The organism is Azonexus sp. (assembly GCF_030824335.1).
In the GTDB taxonomy this organism is placed as follows: Bacteria; Pseudomonadota; Gammaproteobacteria; order Burkholderiales; family Rhodocyclaceae; genus Azonexus.
Map to the genome: position 1 here is coordinate 1 of NZ_JAVBXX010000013.1, position 13,536 is coordinate 13,536.

13 protein-coding genes and 2 pseudogenes are annotated in these 13,536 nt (G+C 59.0%); 13 read left to right on the forward strand and 2 right to left on the reverse strand.

Annotated features, from left to right (window positions below; all coding sequences use genetic code 11):
• The 3 genes and pseudogenes from RCI20_RS09310 to RCI20_RS09320 form a co-directional block, all read left to right on the forward strand.
• Nucleotides 1–465: pseudogene (locus RCI20_RS09310) on the forward strand (hypothetical protein); the annotation flags it as partial.
• Between the two features lie 335 nt (nucleotides 466–800).
• Nucleotides 801–980, forward strand: a complete 180-nt coding sequence (locus tag RCI20_RS09315) for a hypothetical protein (RefSeq protein WP_306605032.1) — start codon at nucleotides 801–803, stop codon at nucleotides 978–980.
• Nucleotides 895–1,413 (forward strand): annotated as a pseudogene (locus RCI20_RS09320) (transposase); the annotation flags it as partial. The gene RCI20_RS09315 and the pseudogene RCI20_RS09320, both read left to right, overlap by 86 nt.
• A gap of 241 nt (nucleotides 1,414–1,654) precedes the next feature.
• On the opposite strand, the gene RCI20_RS09325 reads toward RCI20_RS09320, so the two are convergent.
• The gene (locus RCI20_RS09325) at nucleotides 1,655–3,316 is read right to left on the reverse strand and encodes a diguanylate cyclase domain-containing protein (RefSeq protein ID WP_306604665.1); all 1,662 of its coding nucleotides are present in this window, start codon (nucleotides 3,314–3,316) and stop codon (nucleotides 1,655–1,657) included.
• A 648-nt stretch (nucleotides 3,317–3,964) separates the two neighbouring features.
• Between RCI20_RS09325 and RCI20_RS09330 the strand changes: the two genes are divergently transcribed.
• From RCI20_RS09330 to RCI20_RS09340, 3 genes are all read left to right on the forward strand, one after another.
• On the forward strand, nucleotides 3,965–5,608 hold the full coding sequence (locus RCI20_RS09330; RefSeq protein ID WP_306604667.1) for a tetrathionate reductase family octaheme c-type cytochrome: 1,644 nt from the start codon (nucleotides 3,965–3,967) through the stop codon (nucleotides 5,606–5,608).
• A complete protein-coding gene (locus RCI20_RS09335; RefSeq protein ID WP_306604670.1) occupies nucleotides 5,605–6,213 on the forward strand; it encodes a cytochrome b/b6 domain-containing protein in 609 nt (202 codons plus the stop codon). Before RCI20_RS09330 ends, RCI20_RS09335 begins: the two co-directional genes overlap by 4 nt.
• 141 nt (nucleotides 6,214–6,354) lie before the next feature.
• Nucleotides 6,355–7,545 carry a thioredoxin family protein gene (locus RCI20_RS09340; RefSeq protein WP_306604672.1) on the forward strand — a complete coding sequence of 397 codons (1,191 nt, stop codon included), beginning with the start codon at nucleotides 6,355–6,357 and terminating at the stop codon, nucleotides 7,543–7,545.
• Between the two features lie 14 nt (nucleotides 7,546–7,559).
• Here RCI20_RS09340 and RCI20_RS09345 read toward each other — a convergent pair whose 3' ends face one another.
• Nucleotides 7,560–8,882: a sigma-54-dependent Fis family transcriptional regulator gene (locus tag RCI20_RS09345; RefSeq protein WP_306604674.1), complete on the reverse strand. Its 1,323-nt coding sequence runs from the start codon at nucleotides 8,880–8,882 to the stop codon at nucleotides 7,560–7,562.
• A 79-nt stretch (nucleotides 8,883–8,961) separates the two neighbouring features.
• Here RCI20_RS09345 and cydP point away from each other — a divergent pair, with 79 nt between their 5' ends.
• Genes cydP through RCI20_RS09380 form a run of 7 tightly spaced genes read left to right on the forward strand, consistent with a single transcriptional unit; the run spans nucleotide 8,962 to nucleotide 13,527 of the window.
• The gene (gene cydP, locus RCI20_RS09350; RefSeq protein WP_306604676.1) at nucleotides 8,962–9,270 is read left to right on the forward strand and encodes a cytochrome oxidase putative small subunit CydP; all 309 of its coding nucleotides are present in this window, start codon (nucleotides 8,962–8,964) and stop codon (nucleotides 9,268–9,270) included.
• Complete coding sequence (locus tag RCI20_RS09355) at nucleotides 9,260–10,816, forward strand: cytochrome ubiquinol oxidase subunit I (RefSeq protein ID WP_306604678.1); 1,557 nt, start codon at nucleotides 9,260–9,262, stop codon at nucleotides 10,814–10,816. Before cydP ends, RCI20_RS09355 begins: the two co-directional genes overlap by 11 nt.
• A 9-nt stretch (nucleotides 10,817–10,825) precedes the next feature.
• Nucleotides 10,826–11,287: a hypothetical protein gene (locus RCI20_RS09360; protein ID WP_306604680.1), complete on the forward strand. Its 462-nt coding sequence runs from the start codon at nucleotides 10,826–10,828 to the stop codon at nucleotides 11,285–11,287.
• 36 nt (nucleotides 11,288–11,323) lie between these two features.
• Complete coding sequence (gene cydB / locus RCI20_RS09365; RefSeq protein ID WP_306604682.1) at nucleotides 11,324–12,463, forward strand: cytochrome d ubiquinol oxidase subunit II; 1,140 nt, start codon at nucleotides 11,324–11,326, stop codon at nucleotides 12,461–12,463.
• 10 nt (nucleotides 12,464–12,473) lie between these two features.
• Nucleotides 12,474–13,094: a ubiquinol-cytochrome c reductase iron-sulfur subunit gene (gene petA, locus RCI20_RS09370; protein ID WP_306604683.1), complete on the forward strand. Its 621-nt coding sequence runs from the start codon at nucleotides 12,474–12,476 to the stop codon at nucleotides 13,092–13,094.
• Between the two features lie 12 nt (nucleotides 13,095–13,106).
• On the forward strand, nucleotides 13,107–13,232 hold the full coding sequence (gene cydX / locus RCI20_RS09375; protein WP_306604686.1) for a cytochrome bd-I oxidase subunit CydX: 126 nt from the start codon (nucleotides 13,107–13,109) through the stop codon (nucleotides 13,230–13,232).
• Nucleotides 13,213–13,527: a cyd operon YbgE family protein gene (locus RCI20_RS09380; protein WP_306604688.1), complete on the forward strand. Its 315-nt coding sequence runs from the start codon at nucleotides 13,213–13,215 to the stop codon at nucleotides 13,525–13,527. The genes cydX and RCI20_RS09380 overlap by 20 nt, the downstream gene beginning before the upstream one ends.
• The last annotated feature ends 9 nt before the right edge of the window (nucleotides 13,528–13,536 follow it).

Consider the following 13,536-nt stretch of genomic DNA (forward strand, 5'->3'; position numbering starts at 1 on the left):
TACCTGGCGCGGCATGAGAACAACAGCGGCCAGATCAAGGATGCGGCTGGCCGGCTCAAGCTCGCCCAGGACTGGACGCTGAAGGAAACCGGCTGGTCGGGCGATGGCGGTAACGACCAGCTATTGGGCGGTGCCGGCAACGATGTGCTGGTCGCCGGGAGCGGGAACAACGTGCTGGATGGTGGGGCGGGGAGCGATCTCGCGGTGTTCTTCGGTCACGTCGCTGACTGGCAGATTGCTGTTAATGAAGCACAGCAGATCGTCGTGTCGAACCGCTACAGCGGTGCACAGACTGTGATTCGCGACATCGAGTTGCTGCAATTCGGTGATATGGTCTTCGGCCAGATCAAGCCGGATCATCCGCTCATCGTAACAGGTGTGCAGTACGCGATTACCGACTTCTTCGCCCTGGCCAGCAACCTCCAGATAGCAGCAATCGGCGTAGCCGACTGGACGGTAACTTGACCCCTCGCTGAGTCAGCTGCAAACACGATGGCCCCGGAAATTTACTGGGGCCATCTTTATTGTGGTGCGCTTCGTTGTGCCTACGACAGCGCCGTTGCAGTCAGCGATTCGACACCTGTCAATCCACCGGCTGATTTAGCTTCTGAAACCGAGGGAGATTGCAAAGTCGCCACGCGTTGCTGAGCGGCAGCTAATCGGCGACTGGCTGTCCGATTCAGGTCAGAGATCCTAAGTCGGCTTTGGCTGGAGGCTGTGTGAAAACATCCGGACGGTGTGTAGTCCAAACGGGGTTGATGCGCTAGACCATCCATGACAAATGGTTTTCTGAGGCTAGCATGAAGCGCCTCATTGAGGGTGACAATCGGCAGCAGATTACGCTCCTACCGGAATCACTTGATGAGTATATCGATGCAGAGAATCCGGCCCGTATTATTGATCTGTTTGTCGACGGTAATCACCCCGTTTGTTTCGAAGCCCATGACTTCCTTGGCCAAAGCAAATGGCCGATTCGATAAGGAGGATTTCGTCTTCGAGCCAGAGACTGGTGAGTATCAGTGTCCGGCCGGCAGCCGACTGATCTGGCGTTTCTCAACCGTTGAACGTGGCGCACTGATCCATAAATACTGGAGCTCCGATTGCCCACGCTGCGCGATGAAGGAGAAATGTACGCCGAGCCCCTATCGGCGCGTTGCTCGCGGGGAATATGAATCTAGCCTGGAAGCGATGCAGAAACGCCTCGATAAGAAACCCGAAGCCATGCGGACGCGACGACAGACTGTTGAGCATCCATTCGGCACGCTGAAGGATTGGATGGGTGCCACCCATTTCCTGACCCGGACCCTGGATCGGGTCAGTACCGAAATGAGCCTGCATGTCCTTGCCTACAATCTGAAACGAGTCATGAAGATCATCGGCGTTGCAGATCTAAAGGCAGCCATGCAGGCCTAACCAGGCCTTTTTGCCCTTCCTATTCAGAATGCCAACCGGCAAACCCGAAATTGGCGGGCAAAATTCCTGCCTCCGATCTGTAGCACCCAAAGTTTCCGAGCGTTTCCACACAGCCTCGCCGAAAAGCAGCAACCAACTAGAACGCGACTCACCCAATCACGATACCAGCCATCAAGTTGGTTAATCACAACGAGTTCGTTGTCGCCAATCGCTCAGTTTCAGCGCGGACTCAGAACAACCCTCAGTGAATATCGCACCTGGCGTTATCGCCATCCGTGCAAAGCAGGCATTCCTGTGCCCAGCAAAACTGACCACGACCGGCGTCTTTCGCTTGGTACATTGCCTGATCGGCGGCGATCAGCAATTTATCGGTGGAACACTCACCGTTGCCGATGGCGATACCGATTGAGGTACCCAAACGGCAATCCTGGCCCCGGATCACGAAAGGTTGGCGGAAGACTGCCAGACATTTGTTGGCAACAAACTCCGCCGATTCCCGCGCCCGATCGCCCAAATCAGACAGCAAAACGACGAATTCATCGCCGCCGACCCGAGCCAGCGTGTCCTCCCGACGAATGGCTGCGCTCAAGCGATCCGCCACTTCACGCAAGGCAATATCGCCCGCTTCATGGCCGAGGCTGTCGTTGATCGGCTTGAATCCATCCAGATCAAGGAACAATACCGCGACCTTGCCATGCTTGCGCTGCGCGCGGACCAGTGCTTGTTTCATCCGGTCGGCCAGTAGCTGTCGATTGGGCAAAGCGGTGAGCATGTCATGATGGGCAAGGTGGTCCAGTTCGGCACGACTTTCCAGCAACTTTGAGAGAACCCGGTTGAATGCTGCCGTCAAATGCCCCACTTCATCGTTACGCACTACCGGCAGCGGCTCCAATGGCATTTCGCCTTGCGTCATGCGATCGGCGTGCCGGGCAGCATTCATCAAGGGGCGCATGAGATGGCGCATCGTGAAGAACATGACGAAAAAGAAAATGGGCAGGATGACTGCCGTGTTTTTCAATACAAAACCATATAAACGGGCAACCGGTGCAAATGCCTCACTGGTTGGCAGACGAGCCACAACAAACCAGCCACTGCTCGGCACCGAGGCCGCGGCCGCCAGTTCTTCGACGCCACGCGCATTAATCGTTATGCCGGGCACCCGGCGGCCTTTCATTACTTCGTCATGCAACAGGTTCACCCCTTCCGGCGGCGTTTCCCTTAGGATCATGCTGGGATCGGAAGCCCCCACGAAGAGCCTGTCGCGTGGAGAAATCAGCAATAGCCCGCCGGTATTGCCAATTCGGGTGGCGTATAAAGCTTCCATGAAATTCGGGGATTGCAAGGCGGAAATGCCGACCAGAACCGCCTGTACCTTACCGGCACTGTCACGCAAGGGCATGGCCATGGGCAGTACGGGAACCTTGGCATAGCGTCCAACAATCGCCCGGCCAATCGCAAACTCGCCGCGCATGGCTTGCTGAAAGTAATCGCGGTCTGCATAAGAAGCACCAGAACGATCCGGCAATACCGGGAAATCGGCCAGCACAACGCCGCGTGGATCAAGCACGAACATACCCAGGGAGAATAGCGGATTGATGGCCTGTCGCTCTCCCAGCCATTCCTGCAATTCCAGTGGTTTGCCCAGCAAGCGCAGCGGCAGACGCTCAACAACATGCTGCAAAAAGTCCCGCCGGGCCACAATATCGCGGTCCACATCCTGCGCGACATAATTTGCCATGGTACTCAATTGGGAAGCCGTCAGTTCGGTCAGATCTTCCCGCAGATAATCCGTCAGGAAAAAAAGCCTTCCCAGCGCCCCAACGATGAGAAACATCACACCCAGCAAAATGATGCGTGTGGTCAGGCTGTTCAGGTTGGGGCGAAAAGTCATGGTCGGGGACATTTTATGCAAAAAAACCGGGGATACATGAAATGCTTCGGATATTTCCGCCCAGCTTTTTCAGGATAAAAGAAAACGGAGACCTGAATCGCCGTTTTCTCCAGACAAATCCTCGGCCAAATTCCCGATTACTGAGGCAGGAAAAAAATAGTCCGTCGGATGCGTACTCGCCATCGAGGATTCACGCAACGGCCTGCAGGCTGAACTCCGTGCCGGCCTGCGATTTTTGGTAAGTCATAACGCTATACCCGCGATGAGGATTTCAGCGGTGCTTGGTGGCTGGTCGACGCACTCGAGGGCTTACGCGCCGACGAACTCTAAGACCGATTTGGTCGATGGCCTGTTTTCGGATGCTTTTACGGTTGGCCGCAGATCCACATCTCCCTAACCCAGCACCGCGAGATCGCCAGGTTTTACCTTCTTGCTGAATGATTTCAGGATACCGGATTCTCGATGGTTTTCCGTGTTCACCGCAGTTGTCTGTCGGGCTGAGTGGTGTGCCAATACTGCCAGCGTGTAGTGATATTGGCAGCGGCGACGCTGCCATATGTAGTTTAATTATTGCCAAATCGTTGCAGGTAGCGGAATTAGGCAATTTTCTCTGGGTGGCATGGTAATTGATTAGAGGTCTCTAATATGCAAGGAGGCCTTATGTACAAAAAAATGTGGCGAATGTTCACCGGGGGGTGCATGGTTGTCGCGGTCAGTCTGGCCGCGCAGGCGTCACCACCGCCCGTATCAGGGGTTGTGGCACCTGCCGTACCGCCGTCGGCCAAGGAAAAGTCGACCGCCGACCACAGTCAGCTTGAAGCCCTCAAGGGTCCGTTCACCTCCGGCCCGGAGGTGACCAAGGCCTGCCTCACCTGCCATAACAAGGCCGGCCATCAGGTGATGAAGAGCATCCACTGGACTTGGGAAGCAACCAACACCAAGACCGGTAAGAAACTGGGCAAGCAGCACGCCGCCAACAATTTCTGCGGCTCAATTACATCCAACGAAGCGCGCTGTACCAGTTGCCACGCCGGCTACGGCTGGAAGGACAAGAACTTCGACTTTGCCGATCAGAGCAATGTCGACTGCCTGGCCTGCCATGACACCACCGGCACCTACCGCAAGTTCGGCACCGATGCAGGTCACCCGCTCTATATCGACCGCGAGTTCGAGCCGATGGAAGGCCCGCCGGGCAAGAAGCAGTTCAAGGCGCCGGACCTGACCAAAATCGCGCAGCACGTTGGCAGTCCTGGCCGCAAGAATTGCGGTAACTGCCATTTCAACGGTGGTGGCGGCGATGCGGTCAAACACGGCGACCTCGATTCCTCGCTGCTCAAGCCCAAGCGCGAACTCGATGTGCACATGGCTTCGGACGGCGCCAACATGGCCTGCTCTGACTGCCACACCTTCAACGCGCACCAGCCTTCCGGCAGCCGCTATGCGCCGACGGCCAAGGACAGCCATGGCATGGACCTGCCCAAGGACGACCACAACCGGGCGACGTGCGAATCCTGTCATGGTGCCAAGCCGCACAAGGAAGCGAAGATCAACAACCACGCCAACAAGGTGGCCTGCCAGACCTGCCATATTCCCGAGTACGCCCGCGGCGGTGTCGCCACAAAGATGCTCTGGGACTGGTCAACCGCCGGAAAGAAGGATGCCGACGGCAAGCCGCTGTTCATCAAGGATGACCACGGCCACCTGACCTATTCCGCAGCCAAGGGTGATTTCAAGCTCGGCGAAAACGTCCGCCCCGAATACAAGTGGTACAACGGCGTCGTTCAACAGATGGCGATCACCGACAAGTTCGACGACACCAAGGTGCTCGAAATGAACCGCATCGAAGGCTCGGCCAGCGACCCGAACGCCCGCATCTGGCCGTTCAAGGTGATGCATGGCAAGCAGCCCTACGACAAGGTCAACAAGACGCTGGTGGTAAACCACGTGTGGGGCGACGACGATACCGCTTTCTGGAAGCACTACGACTACGCCAAGTCGATCAAGTCCGGCATGGAAACCGCAGGGCTGCCCTACAGCGGTGAGTTCGGCTTCATCGAAACACGGATGAACTGGTTCATCACCCACATGGTCGCGCCCAAAGAAAAGGCCGTGCCCTGTCAGGAGTGCCACACCCGCGCGACCGATGGCCGGCTGGCGGCGATCACCGATATTTACCTGCCCGGCCGCGATACCAAGGACTGGGTCGATCTGCTCGGTGGTCTGATGATTGCCGGCGCCATCGGCGGCGGCCTGCTGCACGGCGGCATCCGCTTCGCCACCCGTCGCAAGGAGAAGGCAAAATGAGCGAACGCATCTATATCTACAAGCGTTACGAACGATTCTGGCATTGGTCGCAGGCGCTGTTGATCATCGTCATGATGATCACCGGCTTTGAAGTGCACGGCAGCTACACCTTGATCGGCTTCCAGAAAGCGGTGCAGTTGCATACCCTGGCGGCCTGGACGCTGCTGACGCTGTGGGCCTTCACCATCTTCTGGCAATTCACCACCGGCGAATGGCGGCAATACCTGCCATCGATCAAGAATGTCGGCGCGATGATCAAGTATTACACCATCGGCATATTCACCAACTCGCCGCATCCCTTCAAAAAGACCGTGGTGCAGAAGCACAACCCGCTGCAACGCTTGGCCTACCTCGCGCTACTCGCCTTCATCTCGCCGCTGATCTGGGGCACCGGCATTTTCTACCTGTTCTACGGTGACTGGGAGCAGCTCGGCATCGACCAGAACCTGTCGCTGGAATGGGTCGCTACCCTGCACGTGCTCGGCGCCTACATGATCACTGCCTTCTTCTTCATCCACGTCTACCTCACCACCACCGGCCACACCATCTTCGCCCACATCAAGGCGATGATCACCGGCTGGGAGGAGGTCGACGAACACCACTGATTTTCCGTTCTTAGTCACTTCCTTGCGTGACTTTTTTGGCGGGGCTCGTCCCCGCCATTTTTTTGTCTGGCATCGCACTGGTCGCAATTTTTCCAGCCGGGGCTAGACTGAAGTAAACTCGAAAAACAAGGCGTTTGGATCATGCGTCGATTTCTCCTCTTTATTGGGTTGATCTGCTTTGCCGCTACGCTACGTGCCGAGGTGGTGCTGGAGGTGTATTGGTCCTTGAAGTGCCCGCATTGCCTGGAGGCCTTGCCGCAGATCGAGGCGATGGCGAAAGAGAACCCCTGGCTGCGGGTCGAAACGCGGGAGATCACCCGTTCGCCGGATAACCTGCAGCGCTTTGTGGCTCGCGCCGAGGCGCTGGGCGGCACGGCGCAGGCGGTGCCAACCCTGATTTATTGCGGGCAAATGGCGGTTGGCTGGGATGACAACGCCGCTGGCCGGGAAGCTTTGATCGGGCGCCTGCGGGCCTGCGAGTCGGGCGAACCGGCACCGGCCGGGGTGGCGACACCTTCACGTATCGCCTTGCCGTTGCTGGGCGAGCTCGATCCGGCGGCACTCTCGCTGCCGGTGCTCACCGTGCTGCTCGCCGGGCTGGATGCCTTCAATCCCTGCGCATTTTTCGTCCTGCTCTTCCTGCTCTCGCTGCTTGCCCATCAGCACCAACGCCGGCGGATGCTGCTTATTGGTGGGGTTTTCGTCAGCGTTTCCGGACTCATGTATTTCGCGTTCATGGCGGCCTGGCTCAATCTTTTCCTCGTCGTCGGCAGCCTGCCGTGGATCACCGCCGCAGCCGGCCTGCTGGCCCTGACGGTGGCGGGGATCAATATCAAGGACTTCTTCGCTTTCAAGCAGGGTGTGTCGCTGTCAATCAGCGAGCGCGGCAAGGCGGGCCTCTTCCAGCGGGTAAGGACGCTGATGCAGGCCGACAGTCTGCCGGCCATGCTGGCCTCGACCGTGCTGCTGGCGATTGCCGCCAACTTTTATGAATTGCTGTGCACGGCCGGTTTCCCGATGGTGTTCACCCGTGTGCTGACCCTGCGCGAAAATGATCCCGCCACGCATTACCTCTATCTGGCGCTGTACAACCTGATCTACGTGCTGCCGCTGTTGCTGATCGTCATTGGCTTTGTCCGCACGCTTGGGGCGCGCAAGCTGAGCGAGCGCGAGGGGCGCCTGCTCAAGCTGCTCTCCGGGCTGATGATGCTCGGTCTCGGCATCCTGCTACTGCTGATGCCGGAACGCCTCGACAGCCCCTTGATCGCCGTGTTGCTGCCAGCTGCCGCGACCTTCATCACTTGGTTGGGGGCCCGGCTGACGCGCACTTAGCGGTATAAGCCCGGTTACGCGTCGCTGCTGTTTTCGTGTCGGCCGAGGCGCCGGTAAAGCGTACGCTCCGACATGCCCAGATGGCGCGCCAGTTCCTTGCGGCTGCCGGGAAAGCCGGCGGCAATGTCGGCCAGCTCGCGGTCGCTGAGTTTGCCGGCGGACTTGCGGTTTTGGGCACTTATCGGCGTTGACCGCAGCAGGGGGGCCGCCGCGCCGGCCGGAAGATGGCGCAAGTCGATGTCGTCGCTGTCGCAGAGCAGGCAAGCGCGTTCCAGCAGGTTGCGCAACTCGCGGACATTGCCGGGGAAGCTGTAATCGCGCAGCCAGCGGATCGCTTCGTCACTCAGACGCAGCTTGCGGCCGTTGCTGACGCGCGGCAGCAAGGCTTCCGCCAGTACGGCGATGTCGTCGCGGCGTTCGCGCAGCGGCGGCAAAAAGACGGGGAAGACGTTGAGGCGATAAAACAGATCCTGACGGAAGCTGCCGGCCTCGACCATCTCGGCCAGCGGCCGGTGGGTGGCGGAAACGACCCGGATATCGGCCTGCTGAACCTCGGTCGATCCTACGCGGCGGAAGGTGCCGGTTTCAAGCAGACGCAGCAGCTTGACCTGGATCGACAGCGGAATGTCGCCAACTTCGTCGAGAAACAGCGTGCCGCCCGAGGCAGCCTCGATCAGCCCGATCTTGCGCGTGACGGCACCGGTAAAGGCGCCGCGCTCGTGGCCAAACAACTCGCTCTCGAACAGGGTTTCCGCCAGCCCGGAGCAGTCGACCGCGACAAAGGGTTTTTCGGCCCGCCGGCTCATCTGGTGGATGGCACTGGCCACCAATTCCTTGCCGGTGCCGGACTCCCCCTGCAGCAGCACGGCCGCATCGGAAGGCGCGACGCGCGCCACCATGTCCATCATCGCCATGAAGGTCGGTGAGCGACCGATCAGTCCCCGGGCGTGTTCGTCGGTGCGCGGCACCGGCAGCGGGTCGATCTTTTCGATGAAATAGGCAATCTCGCCGCTGGCATCGCGGATCGGTGACAGTTCGATGTTCTCGAAACGCTCGCCGTGCGGCGTGTGGTGCAGATGCACAACCCGCTCACGTTCGCCGGAACGCAGGCTGCGCTGTAGCGGGCAGGATTCGCCAGCCTGATCGCAGGGCAGCTTGTAGCGGTGCGACACCTCGTAACAGGTGCGGCCGACGATGCGCTGCTGGCCCTCCCACTTGTCGCGGTAGGCCTTGTTGGCGGCCAGAATCCGGTAGTCGCGGTCGCACAGGATATGCGGCTCGCTGAGCGATTCGAGAAAGGACACCAGTTCGACGGGGGCGTTGGCGGCTACTGTCATTTGTCTGCCATGGCATGAATTTGGACTGTCAAATACTGCCACACTGCCATCGCTTCCGCCATGAAAGCCCTGCGGCAATTTGCCACAGGGCTTTCAGTCAATTGTTTTTAAATGGAAAAATAAACATGGATCGGCTGGCACGAAGATTGATAAGCAAGTACTGATATTAATCCAAACCTCGCTTCCGATGTCACAAGGAAACACCCGCCTCCGCCGAGAAATCTACGCCATTGTGATCATCAAGTTACTGATCATTTTTGGCCTGTGGTGGGCATTCATTCGCGACGCCCGGGTCGAGGTGGATGGTCAGCGCCTTGCCGAACATCTGGCCCAACCGGCAAGCGCGGCCACCCAACGTCTTCATTCAGGAGAACCCCATGCTCAGTGAGCAACTCGTCGATCTCTCGCGCCTGCAGTTCGCCGTGACCGCGATGTATCACTTCCTGTTCGTGCCGCTGACCATCGGCATGACCTGGATACTGGTCATCATGGAGTCGGTCTATGTGATGACCGGCAAAACGATCTACAAGGACATGACCTGCTTCTGGGGCAAGCTTTTCGGCATCAACTTCGCGCTCGGCGTGACCACCGGTATCACCATGGAGTTCCAGTTCGGCACCAACTGGGCCTACTACTCCCACTACGTCGGTGACATTTTCGGTGCGCCGCTGGCCATCGAGGGCCTGATGGCCTTCTTCCTCGAATCGACCTTCATCGGCCTGTTCTTCTTCGGCTGGGATCGCCTGTCGCGCCGGCAGCACCTGCTGGTGACCATCCTCATGGCCGTCGGCACCAATCTCTCGGCCCTGTGGATACTGATCGCCAATGGCTGGATGCAGAACCCGGTCGGCGCCGAATTCAGCTACGTGACGATGCGCATGGAAATGGTCGACTTCTGGGCCGTGCTGTTCAATCCGGATGCCCAGGCCAAGTTCGTCCATACCGTATCCGCCGGCTATGTCACCGGCGCCATGTTCGTCCTGTCGATCTCGGCCTTCTACCTGTTGCGCGGTCGCGACGTCGAATTTGCCAAGAAAAGCTTCCGCATTGCCGCCGCCTTCGGCTTTGCCTCAATCTGCTCGGTCATCGTCCTCGGCGACGAATCCGGCTACACCGTCGGCGAAGCCCAGCAGACCAAGCTGGCTGCGATGGAAGCGATGTGGGAGACCGAACCGGCACCGGCCGGCTTCAACCTGATCGCCATTCCCAACGAAAAAGAGATGAAGAACGACTTTGCCATCGAGATTCCGTGGGTCATGGGCATCATCGGTACCCGTTCGCTGGACAAGCAGATTCCCGGCATCAAGGAGATTCGCGAGAAAAACCGTGAGCGCATCCTGTCCGGCATGGAAGCCGTTGTTGCCCTCGAAGCGCTGCGCAAGAACCCGGCCGACGCCGCGATGAAGGCCGAATTCGAGGAGCACAAGGCCGACCTCGGCTTTGGCCTGCTGCTCAAAAAATACCTGGTCGATGTCCGTCAGGTCACCCCGGAAATTCTCGAAAAGGCAGTCGCCGACACCATTCCGCGGGTCGCGCCGCTGTTCTGGAGCTTCCGCCTGATGGTCGCCTTCGGCTTTCTGATGCTCGGCCTGTTCGGCGCGGCACTGGTCTACTCACTGAAAGGCAATTTCGCCGACAAACCCTGGCTCCTGCGTTCCGCCCTGTGGATGCTGCCGGTTCCCTGGCTGTCCTGCGAACTGGGCTGGTTCGTAGCCGAGTACGGTCGGCAGCCCTGGACCATCTACGGCGTGCTGCCTACCCATATGTCCGTGTCGACGCTGTCGGTGAACAGCCTGTACGGCTCGCTGGCCGGCTTCATCGGCTTTTACACCATCCTCCTGATCGTCGAGATGTACCTGATGGTCAAGTTCGCCAAGCTGGGGCCGGGCAGTCTCGGTACTGGCCGCTATGACAACGAATACGCTCACGCCTGAGGAAACACAATGAAAACCCGATTCACCACCCTGTTGGTCCTGTTCGCACTCAACGCCGCCCCGTCCCTGGCCGAAGCACCGCACGAGGTGCACATGAAAGCGGAGACCGTCGATTACGCCTTGATTCTGCCAGCCAACCTGCCGCATATCCTGCGCACGGCCAATGGCCAGGCCGGCAAACTGGGCCTCAATGAAGCGCAAAAGCAACTGGTCCGCGAGCTGATGGCCGAAGCACCGCTGCAAGTCATGTCCCGTCTGCAAAAGGCGGAAAAGCTCGAACAGGCGATCGCCAGCGACGTTCTCTATCAGCGCCAAAGCGTGACCGACATCAAATCCCGGCTGGATGAACTGGTGCAACTGAAACGCGAAGCGACAGAAGCGCAGATCGCCACGGTCAACCGCATTCAGGCGGCCATTTCCGAAACCCAGTTCCGCAAGTTGCTCAAGCTTGCCATCGCCGATGCCCAATGAGCAGCACGCCCCAACCTCGACTCACAAGGAAAGAACATGCTTGACTATCCAAGCCTGAAAATCATCTGGTGGCTGCTGGTGGGCGTCCTGCTCATCGGCTTCGCGATCATGGACGGCCACGACATGGGCGTCGGAACCTTGCTTCCCTTCGTCGGTCGCGACGATGTCGAACGCAGGATCGTCATCAATACCGTCGGCCCGCACTGGGACGGCAACCAGGTCTGGTTCATCACCGGTGGCGGCGCCATCTTCGCGGCCTGGCCGCTGGTTTATGCCACTGCTTTCTCAGGTTTTTACTGGGCGATGCTGGCGGTGCTCTGGGCACTCTTTTTCCGCCCGGTCGGCTTTGACTACCGCAGCAAGATCGACAACCCGACCTGGCGCAATACCTGGGACTGGGGCCTCTTTATCGGGGGCGCCGTGCCGCCGCTGATCTTCGGCGTTGCCTTCGGCAATCTTTTTCTCGGCGTGCCCTTCCAGTTTGCCGACAATTTGATGTCCACCTACACCGGCACGTTCTGGGCGCTGCTCAATCCCTTTGCCCTGCTGTGTGGCGTGGTGTCTACGGCGATGATCACTTTCCACGGTGCGATTTATCTGATGCACCGTACAGATGGCGCGGTCTACGCCCGCAGCCGCACCGCCATGATGCTTTTCGGCGGCCTGCTGTTGCTCTCGTTCTCTGTGGCAGGCCTCTGGCTGTGGCAGGGCATCGATGGTTACACCATTACGTCTGCGGTGACCCCGGAATCCTTGCCCAATCCGCTTGACAAAACCGTTGTCCGGCAGGCGGGTGCCTGGCTTGCCAATTACGAACGCTACCCGGCAACGATGGCGCTTCCAGCCATCGCCTACGCCGGCATCCTGATCGCCATGCTGCTGGCAGCGCAAGGGACGACACTTGCTGCCTTCGTCGCCTCCTCGTTCGCCATTCTCGGCATCATCGGCACAGCAGGGGCTTCGCTGTTCCCGTTCATCATGCCTTCGTCGTCTGATCCTCGCGCCAGCCTGACGGTCTGGGACAGCGTTTCCAGCCAACTGACGCTGAACATCATGCTCTGGGCGACGGTGATCTTCATGCCCATCATCATTGCCTACACCAGTTGGGCCTACAAGGTCATGGCCGGCAAGGTGACCGCCGCCTACATCCGCGAAAACGAACATGCGGCTTACTGAGGAGAATGCCATGTCCGAATATGCCTGCCAGGGTCCGTCCTTTACCGCCTGTGACAGTTCTGCCCGCCGCCATTGGCTGATGGCAACGGTGGCTGCCGGGGGCGTGCTGGGCGCCACTACCGTGATCCCCTTCATTGCCAGCCTGACGCCGTCGGATCGGGCCAAGGCGGCCGGGGCGCCGGTCGAAGTCGATATCGGGAAACTGCAGCCGGGCGAAATGATGGTCGTCGAATGGCGAGGCAAGCCGGTCTGGATTCTCAATCGCACACCGGAAATGCTGGCCGCGCTGAAAAAAGCCGAGCCAATGCTCGCCGACCCGACATCGGAAAAACCGCAACAACCGGCCTATGCCCGCAATGAAACCCGGTCACGCACACCGGCATTGCTGGTCGCTGTCGGCATCTGTACCCACCTCGGCTGTTCACCTTCAGCCGCTTTTACCCCGGGCGAGGCGGCGTTGGGTGCCGATTGGCCTGGGGGCTTTCTCTGCCCCTGCCACGGCTCGACCTTCGATTTAGCCGGCCGTGTCTTCAAGAACAAGCCGGCACCAACCAACCTTGAAGTGCCACCGCATCAATATCTCTCGGATAGCCGCCTGATCATCGGCGCCGACGAGTTCGACAAGACCTGAAAGGAAAACATCATGTGGTACTTCGCCTGGGTTCTCGGTATCGGTTTTGCCGTGCTGCTGGCCATCCTGAATGCCCTTTGGGGTGAAAACGAGGCCGCCCGAGCTGGCGCGCGAGGCAATGAACACGACCAGCACTGAGTGCGATCCCAAGCTGTTGGCCGGTGTCGGCTGGCTGCCATTGCTAATCGCGATGGCCATTCTCATGGTCATGACCATCCTGCCGAGCATCGCCACTGATCCGGCCGGTCGGGCTGATCATCCGCTTGCCACGCTGCTTTTCGCCGCGATGAGTGCTGGCTTCGTGCGCGGGGTCGGCTTCATTCCGCACAACCGGGTTCTGCGTCTTTTGTTATCCACGCCCGCCACACTGCTTTTTCTGGCACTGGCAATCTGGCGAATGATGGCACTTGGGCGTACTTTTATTTTGCATTAGGATTTACTT

Coding starts and splice junctions, on each gene's coding strand:
- RCI20_RS09330 (WP_306604667.1), top strand. CDS start 3,965: ATGTACAAAAAAATGTGGCGAATGTTCACCGGGGGGTGCATGGTTGTC.
- cydB (WP_306604682.1), top strand. CDS start 11,324: ATGCTTGACTATCCAAGCCTGAAAATCATCTGGTGGCTGCTGGTGGGC.
- cydX (WP_306604686.1), top strand. CDS start 13,107: ATGTGGTACTTCGCCTGGGTTCTCGGTATCGGTTTTGCCGTGCTGCTG.
- RCI20_RS09325 (WP_306604665.1), bottom strand. CDS start 3,316: ATGTCCCCGACCATGACTTTTCGCCCCAACCTGAACAGCCTGACCACA.
- RCI20_RS09335 (WP_306604670.1), top strand. CDS start 5,605: ATGAGCGAACGCATCTATATCTACAAGCGTTACGAACGATTCTGGCAT.
- RCI20_RS09380 (WP_306604688.1), top strand. CDS start 13,213: ATGAACACGACCAGCACTGAGTGCGATCCCAAGCTGTTGGCCGGTGTC.
- RCI20_RS09340 (WP_306604672.1), top strand. CDS start 6,355: ATGCGTCGATTTCTCCTCTTTATTGGGTTGATCTGCTTTGCCGCTACG.
- RCI20_RS09345 (WP_306604674.1), bottom strand. CDS start 8,882: ATGACAGTAGCCGCCAACGCCCCCGTCGAACTGGTGTCCTTTCTCGAA.
- RCI20_RS09355 (WP_306604678.1), top strand. CDS start 9,260: ATGCTCAGTGAGCAACTCGTCGATCTCTCGCGCCTGCAGTTCGCCGTG.
- RCI20_RS09315 (WP_306605032.1), top strand. CDS start 801: ATGAAGCGCCTCATTGAGGGTGACAATCGGCAGCAGATTACGCTCCTA.
- petA (WP_306604683.1), top strand. CDS start 12,474: ATGTCCGAATATGCCTGCCAGGGTCCGTCCTTTACCGCCTGTGACAGT.
- RCI20_RS09360 (WP_306604680.1), top strand. CDS start 10,826: ATGAAAACCCGATTCACCACCCTGTTGGTCCTGTTCGCACTCAACGCC.